The sequence below is a fragment of the Clostridium sp. 10cd* genome, from assembly GCF_044336395.1.
GTDB lineage: Bacteria > Bacillota_I > Bacilli_A > Erysipelotrichales > Erysipelotrichaceae > Clostridium_AQ > Clostridium_AQ innocuum.
Map to the genome: position 1 here is coordinate 512630 of NZ_CP172347.1, position 15428 is coordinate 528057.

17 protein-coding genes and 1 riboswitch are annotated in these 15428 nt (G+C 42.9%); of the genes, 16 read left to right on the forward strand and 1 reads right to left on the reverse strand.

The window, feature by feature from the left end; translation table 11 throughout:
- Positions 1 to 55 precede the first annotated feature (55 nt).
- From ACG3M1_RS02660 to msrA, 13 genes are all read left to right on the forward strand, one after another.
- Positions 56 to 871 (forward strand): MurR/RpiR family transcriptional regulator, encoded by an 816-nt coding sequence (locus tag ACG3M1_RS02660; protein ID WP_002607125.1) that lies wholly within the window; start codon positions 56 to 58, stop codon positions 869 to 871.
- Between the two features lie 332 nt (positions 872 to 1203).
- A complete protein-coding gene (locus ACG3M1_RS02665) occupies positions 1204 to 1701 on the forward strand; it encodes a YcxB family protein (RefSeq protein WP_008818373.1) in 498 nt (165 codons plus the stop codon).
- A 49-nt stretch (positions 1702 to 1750) separates the two neighbouring features.
- Positions 1751 to 2488 (forward strand): sugar isomerase domain-containing protein, encoded by a 738-nt coding sequence (locus ACG3M1_RS02670; protein ID WP_008818374.1) that lies wholly within the window; start codon positions 1751 to 1753, stop codon positions 2486 to 2488.
- Positions 2485 to 3192 (forward strand): N-acetylmannosamine-6-phosphate 2-epimerase, encoded by a 708-nt coding sequence (locus ACG3M1_RS02675; RefSeq protein WP_002607128.1) that lies wholly within the window; start codon positions 2485 to 2487, stop codon positions 3190 to 3192. The genes ACG3M1_RS02670 and ACG3M1_RS02675 overlap by 4 nt, the downstream gene beginning before the upstream one ends.
- 13 nt (positions 3193 to 3205) lie before the next feature.
- Positions 3206 to 4369 carry a MalY/PatB family protein gene (locus ACG3M1_RS02680; protein ID WP_009588168.1) on the forward strand — a complete coding sequence of 388 codons (1164 nt, stop codon included), beginning with the start codon at positions 3206 to 3208 and terminating at the stop codon, positions 4367 to 4369.
- Positions 4370 to 4388: 19 nt separating this feature from the next.
- Positions 4389 to 4784, forward strand: a complete 396-nt coding sequence (locus ACG3M1_RS02685) for a PTS sugar transporter subunit IIA (protein ID WP_008818376.1) — start codon at positions 4389 to 4391, stop codon at positions 4782 to 4784.
- Between the two features lie 23 nt (positions 4785 to 4807).
- A complete protein-coding gene (locus ACG3M1_RS02690) occupies positions 4808 to 5284 on the forward strand; it encodes a PTS system mannose/fructose/N-acetylgalactosamine-transporter subunit IIB (protein ID WP_008818377.1) in 477 nt (158 codons plus the stop codon).
- A gap of 18 nt (positions 5285 to 5302) precedes the next feature.
- Positions 5303 to 6055 (forward strand): PTS mannose/fructose/sorbose/N-acetylgalactosamine transporter subunit IIC, encoded by a 753-nt coding sequence (locus ACG3M1_RS02695; protein WP_002607132.1) that lies wholly within the window; start codon positions 5303 to 5305, stop codon positions 6053 to 6055.
- 14 nt (positions 6056 to 6069) lie between these two features.
- Positions 6070 to 6888, forward strand: coding sequence for a PTS system mannose/fructose/sorbose family transporter subunit IID (locus ACG3M1_RS02700; protein ID WP_395814913.1), 819 nt, complete (start codon positions 6070 to 6072; stop codon positions 6886 to 6888).
- 147 nt (positions 6889 to 7035) lie between these two features.
- A complete protein-coding gene (locus ACG3M1_RS02705; protein WP_395814916.1) occupies positions 7036 to 7749 on the forward strand; it encodes a GntR family transcriptional regulator in 714 nt (237 codons plus the stop codon).
- Positions 7750 to 7811: 62 nt separating this feature from the next.
- Positions 7812 to 9614: a DNA helicase RecQ gene (gene recQ, locus ACG3M1_RS02710; RefSeq protein WP_395814919.1), complete on the forward strand. Its 1803-nt coding sequence runs from the start codon at positions 7812 to 7814 to the stop codon at positions 9612 to 9614.
- A gap of 189 nt (positions 9615 to 9803) precedes the next feature.
- Positions 9804 to 10718, forward strand: coding sequence for a carbohydrate kinase family protein (locus tag ACG3M1_RS02715; protein ID WP_008818381.1), 915 nt, complete (start codon positions 9804 to 9806; stop codon positions 10716 to 10718).
- A gap of 164 nt (positions 10719 to 10882) precedes the next feature.
- On the forward strand, positions 10883 to 11389 hold the full coding sequence (gene msrA / locus ACG3M1_RS02720) for a peptide-methionine (S)-S-oxide reductase MsrA (RefSeq protein ID WP_008818382.1): 507 nt from the start codon (positions 10883 to 10885) through the stop codon (positions 11387 to 11389).
- Positions 11390 to 11526: 137 nt separating this feature from the next.
- Here the strand turns inward: msrA and ACG3M1_RS02725 are convergent, their stop codons facing one another.
- The gene (locus tag ACG3M1_RS02725; RefSeq protein WP_002607138.1) at positions 11527 to 12075 is read right to left on the reverse strand and encodes a folate family ECF transporter S component; all 549 of its coding nucleotides are present in this window, start codon (positions 12073 to 12075) and stop codon (positions 11527 to 11529) included.
- Between the two features lie 61 nt (positions 12076 to 12136).
- Positions 12137 to 12234: riboswitch (THF riboswitch) on the reverse strand.
- A gap of 356 nt (positions 12235 to 12590) precedes the next feature.
- Here ACG3M1_RS02725 and pta point away from each other — a divergent pair.
- The 3 genes from pta to ACG3M1_RS02740 all read left to right on the forward strand — a co-directional run bounded on the left by pta (position 12591) and on the right by ACG3M1_RS02740 (position 15408).
- The gene (pta, locus tag ACG3M1_RS02730) at positions 12591 to 13565 is read left to right on the forward strand and encodes a phosphate acetyltransferase (protein WP_002607139.1); all 975 of its coding nucleotides are present in this window, start codon (positions 12591 to 12593) and stop codon (positions 13563 to 13565) included.
- Between the two features lie 264 nt (positions 13566 to 13829).
- Positions 13830 to 14084, forward strand: a complete 255-nt coding sequence (locus ACG3M1_RS02735; RefSeq protein WP_055200721.1) for a hypothetical protein — start codon at positions 13830 to 13832, stop codon at positions 14082 to 14084.
- Between the two features lie 217 nt (positions 14085 to 14301).
- Positions 14302 to 15408, forward strand: coding sequence for a patatin-like phospholipase family protein (locus ACG3M1_RS02740; protein ID WP_044948080.1), 1107 nt, complete (start codon positions 14302 to 14304; stop codon positions 15406 to 15408).
- Positions 15409 to 15428 lie beyond the last annotated feature (20 nt).

Consider the following 15428-nt stretch of genomic DNA (forward strand, 5'->3'; position numbering starts at 1 on the left):
TTTCATGTATAATGAAAGCAGATAGACATGAAAGAATATAATAGAGGTGAGGTTCATGCAAACATTAGGCATTATTGAGTCATATTATCCATCCTTCACAAAATCAGAGAAGCGAATAGCGGATTTCATAATCGAGAGTAATTCCAAGGTTATTGATTTAACGCTGTCCGAGCTTGCCGTTATGCTGAACGTGGGAGAAGCGACAATTGTACGATTCTGTCGGAAAATGAAGCTGAAAGGATTTCAGGAATTGAAATTTTTATTGGCAATCGACGATGACGGAAAGCAGCAGGAGACAGATAAGCACGAATGTATAAAGAATAATCTGATACAAACAATTCAGATAACGGATTCCATGATTCAGCAGGAAGAAATCAATCATGCAATACAGTTGATTGAGGAAGCTGAATATATCTATTTTTTCGGTATCGGTACAAGCGGTCTTGCGGCTTCCATGGGCGAATCAAGACTTTTTCGATTCGGTAAACAGACAAAGGCAGTGACGGATTCACATCGACAGTTAATGCAGGCGAGTCTTTGTAATGAAAAGAATTTGATTATCATTGTATCGGTATCCGGTGAAACCAAGGATTTGATTGAAGCGGCTGAAGTAGCAATAAAAACAGGCTGCAAAATAATAACGATAACCAATCACATAACATCGACGCTTGCCAAATTGTCAGATTGCGTAATTATCAGCTATGGAAAAGTGAATTTAATGAATGCAGGAACCTTCTCATCCATGGTCTCACAGCTGTTTATTCTTGATATACTTACCAGTGGATATGGATTGCATAATGCCGGAAGTGTCCGTATTGCCAGGGAAAATATTGCTAGAGTTATCTATGGCAAAACAAGAGATGAATCTTAGAGATAAATTCATTTCGGGCTTTATTGTCAAAATAGTTTTCATGATAAATCAGTTATAAAGAACAGTACGACTGTCTATATGGTCGTATTGTTTTTTTATGTTGAGGTTGAGAAAAAACATATAGGGGCAGGACACAACAATGCTTTGTATCATCTGATACGCATTTGCCATACTTTTATTATTATAGCGGTTACAAGTTTTGTATAAAAAATAGAAAATAGTGTTAGTTTACTATTTACATGTATATACATCCGTGGTATCATATGGATGTGGAGTTAAAGATCAAAATAATAAAACATTATGGAGAAAACTCCATAAAGGAGGGTGTGCGTATGCAGATATCCTATGAATTAGATTATCGCGATGCTGCACGCTTTACGCTGTATAGAAGTTTGGAGAATGCAGATGTAAAGCGGAGGAAAACGGTGCTGCGATGGATGGTCGCAATTATGCTGCTTGCTAGTATTCCGGCATTTCAGTTGAAACATCCGGCAGCGATATCTCTGGTTCTGGTAATTTGTTTTTTATGGCTGGCTTTTTGCGATACGTTTATGAATCATATACTATTAAAGCAGATATTAAAAGAACATAAAGAAATAACTTATGAGAGAATCGAGATAGTTTCAGCCAAAGAGTCATTGCTGATACACACAGGAAAAAAGCAACATTCTTATCCGTATGAGGAAATTACACATTTCTTATATTTCAAAAAGCTTCTGCTGCTGACACTCTATGACGGATCCAGCATATTGATACCAAGACATGCGTTCAACAGCAACCATGATTATAAGGCTTTCTATATGCACATTCTCAACCATTGCCCGCAATGATAAAAAATTTTACGGTTATTACATGTATATACATGTTAAGGAGGAAAAAATGATAAATAAAGTATTTGAGACTGGATTTGATGTATTAAACAAGGTAAGGGAAACCCAGCAGGAACAGCTTGACCAGGCGGCAAAGCTGATTGCAGATTGCTTTCTGGCACACAAAACGTTTTACGTTACAGGAAGCGGTCATTCCCATACACTTTGTGAAGAATTCTATGGACGTGCAGGAGGTCTCGCATTTGTAGTTCCCATTATGACTAGTGAGCTGACGATGACAGAGCATCCTACAAAAAGCTCGTTTTTGGAAAGACTGAGCGGTTATGCGGCTATACTGGCTGATTTGTATGATATAGAGGAAGGGGATGTCGTATTGATCGCATCCAATTCCGGAAGAAATGCCTACCCTATAGAAATGGCAATCGAAGCAAGGAAACGAGGAGCTTCTGTCATTGCAATCACCAATATTGCACATTCAAACGCTGTTTCATCCCGTCATGAAAGTGGAAAAATGCTGATGGATATTGCAGATATCGTGATTGATAACTGTGGTGTGCCCGGAGATTGTGCAGTACAGATGGAGGGGGTAGCTGCTGCGGTGTGCCCGACTTCATCTATGGCCAATACCTTTATCGCACAGGCAATCAGTGTTCAGTGTGCCTATTATATAAAAGAAAAAGGAGTAACACCACCTGTATTTGTAAGCTTGAATAGCGAAGGCACTGAGCATGTCAATGATGAATATTTCGAGAAATATACAAGAATGTATAAAAAGGCGCGCCTATGACAAAACGGGAAATTCTACAGCGCCTGAAGGGACAATTAATCGTTTCTTGTCAGGCATACGAAGATAATCCATTGTATGGCACAGAAAATATGGTCACGATGGCAAAATGTGTGCTGGCAGGCGGAGCCAAAGGGATCCGGGCATGCTGGCCTGAAAATGTAAGAGCCATACGTGCACTTACAGATGCACCGCTGATAGGAATCAATAAAGTCATGCCATCAGCGGACACGGATTTTTATGACAGTGTCTTTATCACACCGAATTATGAATCAGCTGTAGCTGTTATTGAGGCAGGATGTGATGTTGTCGCACTGGATGGTACCTTGCGGGGTAGAAATGAGAAAGAATTAACTGAGCTTGTACAAAGATTGAAAGCCGCATATCCCGATATCGTATTGATGGCGGATCTGGCTACGGTTGAGGAAGGCATCATCTGTGAAAAAGCAGGATTTGACATCCTTTCCTCTACATTAAGCGGCTATACAAGAGATACGATGCATAACAACCTGGGCGGACCGGATATTCAGCTGATTCGAGAATTGAAAAGCAGGACGAGCTGTCTGGTGAATGGAGAGGGTAAAATATGGGATAGTAAACAGCTTCGTGATGTATGGGCGGCAGGAGCTGATATGGTTACAATGGGCAGTGCCATAACGAATCCTATGAAAACCACAGCTTATTTGATTGATCAAATGAAAAAATGAGAGAGATGATGATATGTATACATTTGATGAGCTGATAGATAGAAGACATACAGAGTCTACAAAATGGGATCGTTATCAGGATAAACTGCAACGCGATGATCTTCTGCCTATGTGGCTGGCAGACATGGATCTGCCTGCCTCGGATGAAATAAAAGAAGCATTGATGAAACGTGCTTCTCATCCTATTTACGGCTATAGTGATCGAGGCAGACTGTACTATGAAGTGTTCGCAGAACGCTTTCAAAAACAATATGCTTATGATATAACCGCAGATGATGTTATGTTATCCACCGGTGTCATGTATTCCATTGCCGCTGCCATACATCTGTTTACAAATCCGAAGGACGGTATTCTATTGCTGATGCCTTGCTATCACCCGTTTGTAACGTGTGTGGAAAACAGCGACAGAAGGGTGATACAAGTGGATATGTGTGTACATGATCAACAGTATGAAATTGATTTCGAACAGTTGGAAAATCGATTGAAAAAAGATGATACTGTAAAGGCCTTGATCCTGTGCAATCCGCATAATCCCAGCGGACGTGTTTTCAGATATGAGGAATTGAAGCGGCTTTCCGAAATCTGTGAGAAATATCATTTGCTCATCATCTCAGATGAAATTCATAGTGATTTTGTTTATGAAGCAAAATTTATACCGATTATGAAGGTAAGCACCTACGCACGGCAGCATACGATTGCCTGCGTATCACCGACCAAATCCTTCAATCTTGCAGGCTTGAAAGTATCTGCAATTCTTGTGAAAAACGAATCAATGAAAAAAAAGCTAAAAGATTATTGTTCACTCATTGGAATCAGCAGTATCAATATCTTTGCCATGGAGGCGGTGAAGGCAGCGTATTTGAAATCCAATGACTGGCAGCAGGCGCTGCTTACATACCTGAAGGACAACAGAAACCTTATAACTGCCTTCGTGAAGCGTCATGCTGATCAGATAGTTGCATTTCAGCCGCAGGGAACATATTTTTACTGGATGAAATTCCATGCCGATATACATGAAAGGCTGCTGAATGAAGCAGGTTTGATTTTGAATCATGGTGCAGAATTCAGTTCTTCCTGCGCTGCATATGAGCGTTTGAACTTTGCCTGTCCAAGACCGCTGTTACAGGAAGGATTAAGACGGCTGGATACATTACTAAAGGAAATAGAGAACGAATAACGAACAGAAAGGAGGATTTATGATAGGAGGAATTATAGCCACGCACGCCGGACTGGCAAATGGATTTCTGGAGGCTGTTGAAATGATTGCCGGCAAACAGGAAAATCTGTTAGCAGTTTCCTTGCGGGAAGGAGATGGTCTGGAGATACTGATTGAGCGTCTTCAAAAAGCTGCCGCTGCCATGGAGGGAGAGGAGCTTGTTATCTTTACGGATCTGTTTGGGGCTACGCCCTTCCATGCGGCAAGTGTGCTAAGTGCTCAGACCGGCTGTCATGTTGTGTGTGGTGTCAATTTAGCGCTGTTACTGGATTTTGCAGTAAAACGGGAAAGTATATCACTGCAAGACATGAGAGACAGTTTGCAGGCAGTGAGCAAAACCGATTATCGCTGGATTGAACAAAGTGATATCATCTAATCTTTTGAAAGGAGAAATGAAGTATGGGAATCACTGTATTACGGTGTGATGACCGTTTGATTCACGGACAATGTATCGTAAAGGTTCTGAATGATTACAAAATTGATTATATTATTTTGGTTGATGCATTCACTGCATCCAATCCGGTCATGAGCAATATTTACAAGATGTCTGTACCTCCGAATGTACATCTGGATGTGGCATCTGCACAATCGGCGATTGCTTTAATTGAACAGGCGGAAAAGAGTAGTGAGCGTACACTGGTTTTGGTAAAGGATCCGATCATCGCTTTGGAGCTTCAGAAGAACTGTACCGTGCTGCCGAAGGCTTTGAATATCGGGCCGATGAGCAATCGAAAGGGAACGAAAAAGGCTACTTACTTTTCTTACCTGCTGGATAGTGAAGCAGCGGCGTGTGAAGAACTGCATGCCATGGGAATACGTGTTTATTTCCAACAGGTTCCGGGTGAAAAAGAAATGGAATGGAAAGAAGCATTTTAGTGAAAGGAGAATAGGACTATGACTTTACTACAAGCTTTACTAATCGCGTTACTTGGGTATCTGGGCTCCATTTATGGAACCTTTCTGTTGGGGACAGTTGGCGGATGGAATATGATTGGCCGCCCGATTGTTGCAGGGGCTCTGATCGGTCTGATTTTGGGGGATGTTAAGAATGGTGTTTTAATTGGAGCAGCAATACAGGCGCTTTATGTGGGACTGGTAACGCCGGGAATGTCGGTGCCGGGAGATGTGAATTTTGCATCCTATATAGGTATACCGCTGGCGCTGGTATCAAATGCATCTCCGGAATATGCAGTGGGAATCTCTGTACCGCTGAGTCTTCTTGGGGTAGCGGCTGTATATAGTGTTGCGACCTTTAATGCAGTCTTTGTCCATTTGCAGGATCGCTGGATCGAGGAAGGTAAGCTGAAGCAGGCAACAAGAATTCCGATTTATTCCAATATTTCACAATTTGTCGTCCGCTTTATTCCAATTTTCCTTGCCTGCTATTTCGGGGCAGATTATGTTCCAAAAATGATTGCATTGATCCCGGATCAGCTGGGTGTTATATTCCAGGTGCTTGGTGGTATTCTGCCGGCGGTTGGCTTTGCATTGTTGATTAAATTCACTTTAAAAAAGAATATCGAATTACTGTATGTTCTTGTTGGGTTCATTATGATGGCAGTATTGAAAATGCCGATAGTGGCAATCACGGTGCTGGCAGCATTTATTGCATATCTTGACTATCTGCGCTGCGTGAAACAGTCTTAGGGAAGGTGAAAAGTATGACAATTTTATCAAAGAAAGATGTACGAAAATGTTATGTGAACTGGATAACATTTGCATTGGGCTGTCAGAATATGGAACGAATGATGGCTCCGGCATTTGTCCGCATGTTTGGTCTTGTATCCGAGAAGCTATATGATTCCAAGGAAGAACAGCAGAAGCTGTTGGACAGACATACTCAGTTTTTCAATACGGAGGAAGCTTTCGGCTCTATTATTCCAGGCGTGATTTTGGGAATGGAGGAAAAGCGTGCTGTAGGTGAGGAAATACCGGATGAATTGATACAAAGTACGAAAACAGCATTGATGGGACCCTTTGCCGGTATGGGAGATTCCTTAATAGGTGGAACCCTGCGCCCTATTTTATGTTCGATTGCCATGGGATTATCCGCATCCACAGGCAGTATTGCCGGACCGCTGTTCTACTGTGTTGCCTGGCTTGGCATTATCATTCCCGGAACCTGGCTATTATTTTCAAGAGGCTATAAGCTTGGTATCAATGCTGCTGATGTGCTGTTTGTCGGCGGACGTAAGGATATCATCACAAGAGCGGCAAATATAGTAGGTCTGATTGTAGTAGGTGCTATATCGGCCCAGTATGTCAGTGCGGTATCCGGCTGGTCCTATCGCAGTGGAGATATGCTATTCAGTCTGCAGGGGATTCTCGACAGTATTATGCCCGGACTGCTTCCATTGGGACTGACACTATTGGCTTGGATTCTGCTGGATAAAAAGAACATGAAGATTACGACGGTTTTCATCATTTTCATTCTGATTGCAATTGTTGGTGGTTTAAGTGAGCTGCTGATTGTTGCCTGAGTAGATATTCTGTAACATACATGAACAACCCTGCACAAAAGCTCCTTAATGGAATGAATGCAGGGTTGTTTGTATCTGTTCTTCCAAAGAATGGAAATTGTGCAAATGTTATGTTAGAATGTCTGTACATTAACAGGAGATGAACGTATGGAGAATAAAATACCAATCTATCGACAAATTGAGCAGTATATTATGAATAACATTGAAGATGGAATTTATGCAGAGGTAATGATGATACCGAGTGAGGAGGACTTCTGTGAGAAATTTCATACAAGTCGTATGACGGTAAGAAAGGCATTTGACATATTGCAAACAAAAGGTATTTTGCATAAGAAAAAAGGAAAGGGAACTTTTGTAAGTACGTTCAGCATTGAGAAAAACATGCAGACCATACATGGCTGGAAAGAAACCATGCAGATGGCAGGCTATCGTACACGGTCAGATCTATTGAAAATTGCAATGGAAAAGGCAGATGAGAAAATCGCAAAAAAACTGCATATGAAGGAAGGGGACTTTGTGTATATCATCATTCGACTACGTTATGCTAATGATACGCCGATTTTGATTGAGAAGGCACATCTCAATGCGTTTATGTTTCCAAATCTGCTGCAGATTACCTTTGAGGAGCAATCGCTGTATGATATTTTGAAGAGGAATTATCAATTGCATATACATCACGTTTGTCAAAAGGTTCTCACACAGAAACTAAATGGAGCTTATGCACAGCAGCTTTTTCAGGAGGATGAGGCAACAGCACTCGTTATGGAAAATATATCCTATGACGATAGAGAGATTCCTTTGGAGTATACGATCAGTTATATAAATGGAGAGCTGTATTCATTGAATTATTACGTAACTTAATGTTACTATAATAGGCAGCAGACTGTTGGTTAAATAAACAGGACGAGCTGTGGGGATGTGAAATGATGAAGGATTATGAGGTTTTAAAAAAATATTTCGGTTATGAAAGCTTTCGGGAAGGTCAGCAGGAGCTGATAACAAATATTCTGGAGCGCCATGATGTGTTGGGAATCATGCCAACCGGGGCAGGTAAATCTATCTGCTATCAGGTTCCGGCCGTGATGCTGGAGGGAATCACACTGGTTATCTCTCCTTTGATTTCTCTGATGAAGGATCAGGTGGGAACCTTAAACGAAGCTGGTATTCGTGCAGCGTATTTAAACAGCTCCCTATCCTATGCCCAGTATCGCAAGGCACTTTCTCTCGCTCGCGGATATACCTATAAGATCATATATGTAGCTCCGGAAAGACTGATGAGCGATGAATTTTTAAGCTTTGCAAAAGAGATGAAAATCTCCATGGTATGTGTGGATGAGGCGCACTGTGTCAGCCAGTGGGGGCAGGATTTTCGACCGCATTATTTACATATTCGGGAATTCTTAAAGGAAATGCCGCAGCGACCGATTGTTTCTGCATTTACTGCGACGGCAACCACACAGGTAAAGGAAGATATTCTTCAGCTGCTGGATATGAAGGACCCTTATACCATAACGACAGGCTTTGATCGTAAGAATTTGTACTTTGCTGTGGAAAAGCCGAAGGATAAATACCAGGCACTTCTGCATTATGTAAAACAGCATACGGAGGATGCGGGCATTGTCTACTGTCTGTCAAGAAAAACAGTGGAGGAGGTCTGTGATCGACTATGCGCCGATGGCTTTGCGGCAACACGCTATCATGCCGGTCTGAGCGATGCAGAGCGTATGAATAATCAGGATGATTTCATCTATGACAGAAAAACCATCATGGTCGCAACCAATGCGTTTGGAATGGGGATTGATAAATCCAATGTGCGGTTTGTCGTTCATTTCAATATGCCTAAAAATATGGAAAGCTATTATCAGGAGGCGGGAAGAGCCGGGCGTGACGGGGAACAGGCAGATTGTATCTTGCTGTACAGCGGCAAGGATGTCCGTTTGAATCAGTTTTTGATTGAACAGGGAAGCGGTCATGAGGATATGGAAGAGGCTGTTCGCATGGAGCTGCAGCAAAAGGAAAAGGAACGGTTGAAATCCATGACCTTCTATTGTACGATTCCCAGCTGTCTTCGTCATTACATGTTAAAATACTTCGGTGAGGAAAGTGATGGCTTCTGCGGCAGCTGCTCAAACTGTCTGACACAATATGAGGAATGTGATATCCGTATGGAAGCATCCCGTCTTGTGGAATGTATCCGTCACAGCGGAGAACGCTTCGGGAAAACGATGATTGTAGATATTGTTAAGGGCAGTGCGAACGCCAAAATCAAAAGCTATCATCTGGATAGAAATCCGGCTTATGGTTCGTTGAAGGACAGTTCACGCAATCATCTTTATGAAATCCTTCAGCATCTGCAATTTCAGGGTATCCTGAAACAGAGTGAGGACGGCTATTCGGTACTGTCGATTCATCAGGAGGAGCTGCTTCCTACAGATGGTCCGCTGATAATGAAAATTGTCAAGGAGAAGCAGGTGCAGACCCCTGTGGTACAGACAGATAGTGGCGATAACCGGCTGTTTGAATTGCTGAGAATCTGCCGTTCCCAGCTGGCACGAAAAGCCCATGTTCCTCCGTACATGGTTTTCTCCGATAAGACACTGCATGATATGTGTGCGAAAGCACCGCATTCAAGAGAAGAAATGCTGGGAGTCAGCGGTGTCGGTGAAGTGAAATATGATAAGTACGGAGAAGCCTTTTTAAAGGTCATCGCATCCTTTGACTCATAAAGACTTAAACACCTTGCGTTCATGAAAAAAAACACAGGTGTTTTTTCAAATGATAAATCTTATCAGGGAAATACCTTTTTCCTCATAAAGATGAATGGCAATTCAACCCGCTGTACTTGTAAAGCGGCATGATTATGATATCATGGTTATAGCATTACAATGAGGTATCGTTAGAAGGAGGATACAGCGATGAGTATCATATGTATTGGTCAGTGTGCCTATGATTTAACATTTCCCATACAGGAGCCATTGATAGAAAATCAGAAATATCGGATTATGGAGCCATTCTCCTGTATTGGCGCACCGGCGGCAAATGCGGCATATTTATGTGCCCTATGGAATGCAGAAACCGTATTGATTTCCAGATGTGGCAAAGATTTCTACGGTGCGGAAATCCGAAGAGTTTTAAAGGAAGCAGGGGTTGATACAGCATACCTTATGGAGGATGAAAGCTTTTCAACACCGGTAAGTGCTATTATCGCCAATTCCTTTAACGGGTATCGTACCATATTCAACTGTCCCGGTATACAGCGAAAGCTGGAGTTCCATTACCCAGAGCAGGCAGAAATTCTCTTACTGGACGGTCATGAGCTGCAGGCGTCATTGGAGGCACTCAGCCGTTATCCGGATATTGACAGTATAATGGATGCCGGAACCTTTCACGAGGAAACAAGCGTACTTGCCCAAAAGGTGACCTATCTCGTCTGTTCTCAGGATTATGCAAGACAGTTCAGCAATATCGAGGTGTCCATACAGGATGAAAACAGCTGGAGACAGACCTTTGATGCCCTGCATGCACTGAATGCGGGACATATCGTTGTAACTCTGGGAGATCAGGGATTATTGTATGAGGATACGCAGGGGATACACCATATAGAGGCCTTCAACGTATCGGCAGTGGATACGACCGGAGCGGGCGATATCTTCCATGGCGCGTTTACATACTGTATTCATAAGAGCTATCCGCTGCAGGATGCATTGATAATTGCTTCCGCAACCAGTGCGATTTCTGTGCAGACTCTGGGAGGACAGACATCCATACCCACAAAGGCGGCTGTGAACAGGTTTTTGAATGAGCAGTGCTGTCATCTTATTTTAAAATAGCCATATACTTTATGCACGGATTGTTTTCAAGTGACCTGCTGTTTTAACTTTTTTAATGAATGCGGCTGGAATATGATAAACTATAATTATTATCCTATCTGCAGGAATGCGTGTGACTGCGCATATGAATTGAGCTTTCACAAAGCTGTATCGGAGGTGTGAAAATGAAAGAAATCTATCTGGCAGGCGGCTGCTTCTGGGGAATGCAGGCATATTTTGAACAGCTGCAAGGTATCGTGGCAACAGAGGTCGGCTATGCGAACGGACATGTGGAAAACCCAACCTACGAAATGGTTTGCAGCGGTACTACCGGGTATGCAGAAGCCCTGCATATTCAATATGATGCATCCGTGATTACATTGCGCTTCCTGTTATCCTTATACTATGATGTCATTGATCCGACCAGCTATCATCGTCAGGGAAATGATATCGGGGAACAATATCGAACAGGTATTTACTATGTGGATGAAGCAGATCAGCCGGTTATCGAGGCTTCCCTGCAGGAGCTGGCAAAATGTTATGAGGAACCGATTGTTGTAGAAATGAAGCCATTGACGAGCTTCTGTTCCGCGGAGGAGTATCATCAGGAATATCTCAAAAAAAATCCAGGCGGATATTGCCATATATCCAGGGAAAAAATACAGACAGTAAAAGATAGGAAACTGGGATAAAAACCCATTTCTATCATGTGCCTGCATTTCGTTTTTTCAGACTTGATTTAGAGAAATACATTCCATATGAATGTTTAAAGGGATAGTATAAAAAAACTACGTTACCATTCAAAACGTAGTTTTTCAATATTGCAAGGCTATGTTCTACGTACTCTTTCTGCGCCCTTGAGCGCTGCATACAGCAATGCTACATCCACAGGAAACATCACCACATTTTTAATCAGCCGCACCATGGTAAAGAGCGGACTCTGGTACATCATGTTCAGCCATAGAGATGTCAGAATCAGATTGATAAATACAGTGATGCAGGCTCTGGCAATGATCACTCTGGGAAGGGTGATTTTTTTCTTATAAAAGAAGCAGCCATATATCATTCCGGTTAAAAATTCGTTGACAGCAAACCCCGGGAAGTAGGGACCATCAGGTCGAATGATATATTTCAGCGTATCTGCAATGACACCGGCAAAGCCCGTACAGATCGGCCCGTAATACATGCCGCATACAGCAGCCGGAATACTGGAAAATCCAATACGAAGCGTTGGTGTTATGGGGATGAACAGTGTGCCGACAACGACATTCAATGCGGTCAGCATGGCGGTTCCGGTAAGTGCGGGAACCTTGCGCAGCTGTTCTGCGCTAGTTTTCATCAAACCGGGAAGCCCGGCGATTTCTTTCGCAAAGTTCATAAAAAAATACCTCCTTTCCGATATTGCATATAGAAAAGAGATATGAAAAGTTTTCTCATGCAACAGCGGGATGCGACCAGGAAACCGCAAGATAAACTTTTCGCCCGTCTGACAACTCCCCGTTCAGATGGTACTTAACGCTTCCTGACCTACTCTGCTTATGGGTAGATTATAGAGCAGCAGGAAAGAAAATACAAGTGTTTTTTTCAGAACTGTATGGATGAAGCACTGACGGTATCTGAACGGCAAACGGAACATTGAATTTGTTTATGGAGAATGAACGACATTGTGAAAAAAGCTTTTTTAAACAAACGAAGAGGTGTAATTTCATGTGCAGATAAATTCAGGAGGCTTTCATAGATATCGGAAAAAAAGCACTGTATATATGTAAATAATGCCGGAATACCTGTTATCCTGCATTTTCACTTGTGAAATCATTGATTTGTGAAAATTTCCTTTTTTTATGCAAAGTGTCGGTGTATAATAAAATATGGCAAGGAAAGTGAGGATTTTTTATGATCAATACATTAATTGAAAAAATCAAGGGGAAGGGAACACGTATCGTATTTACGGAAGGCTCCGACCCGCGTATTCTGGAAGCAGCAATCCGTCTGCATAAGGAAAATATCGTAGTACCTGTTCTGCTGGGAAACCGTGCCGAAATAGCCGGTTCTGCAGCAGCAAACGGATGGGATATCGAAGGCATTGAAACACTGGATCCAATCGAATACAAGAACATGGATATGATGGTTACAAAGGTGATCGAGCTGCGTAAGGGTAAGCTGGATGAAGCACAGGCAAGAGAAGCATGTCTGCACAGAAACTTCTTTGGTACCATGTATGTAAAGCTTGGTTGTGCGGATGGTCTGCTAGGTGGTGCTACATACTCAACAGCAGATACCGTACGTCCTGCATTACAGCTGATTAAGACAAGACCTGGAAACTCTATCGTTTCCAGCTGCTTTATTCTGATGAAGGATGGCGAAGAAAATCTGGTTATGGGAGACTGCTCCATCAATATCGACCCAAGTGCAGATGATCTGGTTGAAATCACTCTGCAGACTGCTCATACCGTACGTCAGTTCGGCATTGAGCCAAGAGTCGGATTGCTGTCCTACTCCACACTGGGCTCCGCAAAGGGTGCCAGCGTTGCGAAGGTAAATGAAGCGGCTACCCGCTTAAAGCGTATGCCTCTGGATTTCGCAGTCGAAGGTGAAGTACAGTTTGACTGTGCGGTTGCTCCGGAGGTTGCTAAGTTGAAAGCACCGGACTCCAAGGTTGCAGGAAATATCAATACATTCATTTTCCCGAATATTGATGCAGGAAACATCGGCTATAAAATTGCATCCCGTCTGGGCGGATATGAAGCAATCGGACCGATTCTGCAGGGTCTGAATGCACCAATCAACGATTTGTCCCGCGGATGTAATGCGGAAGAGGTCTTTAAAATGGCCATAGTAACTGCTGCACAGAAATACATGGATATCTAAGCAGTTACATCATAAACTCATAAGGTATGATCGCATACAGGCGTTGATGATGATCAACAAAAGGATAAACGGAGATTCCATGTTCTGTTGAAAAAGCAGCAGAGCAGGGAATCTCTTTTTTGCGTTCCGAACAGGAAAAGAAGCGTTTATTTTGATATAGATAGCTTTGGTGAGGAATATCGGCGGTAGCTATGATTACCTTTATATATACATAGGCGGGAAAAGAGGATATAATGAAGGAAAGAGGATTGGAGGCGGTATGCTATGCTTGCTATATGGAATCGAAAAGAAGTTATGCTGACAAATGATATGGAACGGCTTGTGAAAGCGCGTTATGCTTTACAAGGTGCAGGAATCGTCTACACATTGAAAACAAAAAATTTTTCGGCAGTTCATCATGGAGGTCCGGCTATTGCCCAAAATTCAAGACATCAGGATGTCATGTATTATCTCTACGTGCATAAAAAGGATGAGGATAGGGCGCTGCACGTTATTCAGGAAGCACTGCGCAGCTCCTGATCATCCGCCCTTTAACGGGCTTCAAAAGAGTATGCTGGTTCTTGCAGTCATGTCAGTGCGAAGCTGCAGAGTCAGATACTGCTTTAACGGATAAAGTAAAACTGCGTTTCATAATGGATGCATGAAATATTGATGATTACATGAGCATCCATCTCTTCATACGAAAACAGGCGGTACTGCAGCCGTCTTTTTTGCATACGTTAGTAAGGGTGAAATTTTGAAAAAAGAACAAATGCATATCGGACTGGCATTGTCCGGCGGTGGTATGCGCGCAGCGATTTATCATCTTGGCGTACTGAGATATCTTGCCCAACAGGGGCTTATGGGCAGGGTTTCCCATATTTCAACAGTATCCGGTGCCAGTATCTGTATGGGGCTGATCTACGCCTGCAATGCCAATCAATGGCCGAGCGATACACAGTTTCTGGAACGGGTATTGCCTGCTGTTAAGAAGTGTATCACACAGAAGGATATTCAGTGGCATGCGTTGCTTCGTCTGTTTTTGCAGCCCTATTACTGGGATAAAAAGGTCAATCTTCTGGCGAAGGTGATGGAACAGCGCTGGGCAGTGAAGGGCTGTCTGCAGGATATTGCAAGCTGTCCGGCATGGACCATCAACACAACAGCTTATGAATCTGGTAAGGACTTTCGCTTTTCCAGTGCAAGAATGGGGGAACGGGATTCCAGCTATGTCATGCATCCGTCTTTTGCATTGTCGCATGCTGTTGCGGCAAGTGCCGGATTTCCGGTACTCATCGGCCCCTACAAGCTGAAAACAGACAAGTATATCTGGACGGATGCTACCGGAACGATCACAGTCCGGCCGAGGGATCGTGTACTGCATCTGTGGGACGGCGGTGTCTATGATAATATGGGGCTTGACCCGCTTTTCACCACTGAGCAGGATGGCGGTCTGCACAGGAATATCAACTATCTGATTGTCTCCAATGCATCCGGCAATATCGAGCATAAAACAAGAAAGTATTCCTTTTCCATTGAAAATCTCAAACGCCTGCTGGATATCAATATGGATCAGGTGGAATCCTTACGTTCTCAGGAGGTTATTGACTTCTTCCGCAGATATCACAATGGTGTCTATCTGAAAATCGGTACAACAGTAAAGGAGATCATGCAGCATTGTGCGTTGCCAGAGGAACAAAGGGATGCATGGATCCGCAGCAGTATGAAGGAGGCTGAGGTACAGCGGGTTGCCGATTATAAGACAACACTGGAGAAGGTATCAGCATCTGATTATGATGCTATTTTACAGCACGGCTACGAAATTGCCAAAGCATCACTGTCATGTTTTGGGAATATCGCCTAAGTGTGTGCATTTTCACTAAC

What these genes read in the sequence shown, in the direction of transcription:
- ACG3M1_RS02660 (WP_002607125.1), top strand. Translation starts at nt 56, where the DNA reads ATGCAAACATTAGGCATTATTGAGTCATATTATCCATCCTTCACAAAA.
- ACG3M1_RS02665 (WP_008818373.1), top strand. Translation starts at nt 1,204, where the DNA reads ATGCAGATATCCTATGAATTAGATTATCGCGATGCTGCACGCTTTACG.
- ACG3M1_RS02670 (WP_008818374.1), top strand. Translation starts at nt 1,751, where the DNA reads ATGATAAATAAAGTATTTGAGACTGGATTTGATGTATTAAACAAGGTA.
- ACG3M1_RS02675 (WP_002607128.1), top strand. Translation starts at nt 2,485, where the DNA reads ATGACAAAACGGGAAATTCTACAGCGCCTGAAGGGACAATTAATCGTT.
- ACG3M1_RS02680 (WP_009588168.1), top strand. Translation starts at nt 3,206, where the DNA reads ATGTATACATTTGATGAGCTGATAGATAGAAGACATACAGAGTCTACA.
- ACG3M1_RS02685 (WP_008818376.1), top strand. Translation starts at nt 4,389, where the DNA reads ATGATAGGAGGAATTATAGCCACGCACGCCGGACTGGCAAATGGATTT.
- ACG3M1_RS02690 (WP_008818377.1), top strand. Translation starts at nt 4,808, where the DNA reads ATGGGAATCACTGTATTACGGTGTGATGACCGTTTGATTCACGGACAA.
- ACG3M1_RS02695 (WP_002607132.1), top strand. Translation starts at nt 5,303, where the DNA reads ATGACTTTACTACAAGCTTTACTAATCGCGTTACTTGGGTATCTGGGC.
- ACG3M1_RS02700 (WP_395814913.1), top strand. Translation starts at nt 6,070, where the DNA reads ATGACAATTTTATCAAAGAAAGATGTACGAAAATGTTATGTGAACTGG.
- ACG3M1_RS02705 (WP_395814916.1), top strand. Translation starts at nt 7,036, where the DNA reads ATGGAGAATAAAATACCAATCTATCGACAAATTGAGCAGTATATTATG.
- recQ (WP_395814919.1), top strand. Translation starts at nt 7,812, where the DNA reads ATGATGAAGGATTATGAGGTTTTAAAAAAATATTTCGGTTATGAAAGC.
- ACG3M1_RS02715 (WP_008818381.1), top strand. Translation starts at nt 9,804, where the DNA reads ATGAGTATCATATGTATTGGTCAGTGTGCCTATGATTTAACATTTCCC.
- msrA (WP_008818382.1), top strand. Translation starts at nt 10,883, where the DNA reads ATGAAAGAAATCTATCTGGCAGGCGGCTGCTTCTGGGGAATGCAGGCA.
- ACG3M1_RS02725 (WP_002607138.1), bottom strand. Translation starts at nt 12,075, where the DNA reads ATGAACTTTGCGAAAGAAATCGCCGGGCTTCCCGGTTTGATGAAAACT.
- pta (WP_002607139.1), top strand. Translation starts at nt 12,591, where the DNA reads ATGATCAATACATTAATTGAAAAAATCAAGGGGAAGGGAACACGTATC.
- ACG3M1_RS02735 (WP_055200721.1), top strand. Translation starts at nt 13,830, where the DNA reads ATGCTTGCTATATGGAATCGAAAAGAAGTTATGCTGACAAATGATATG.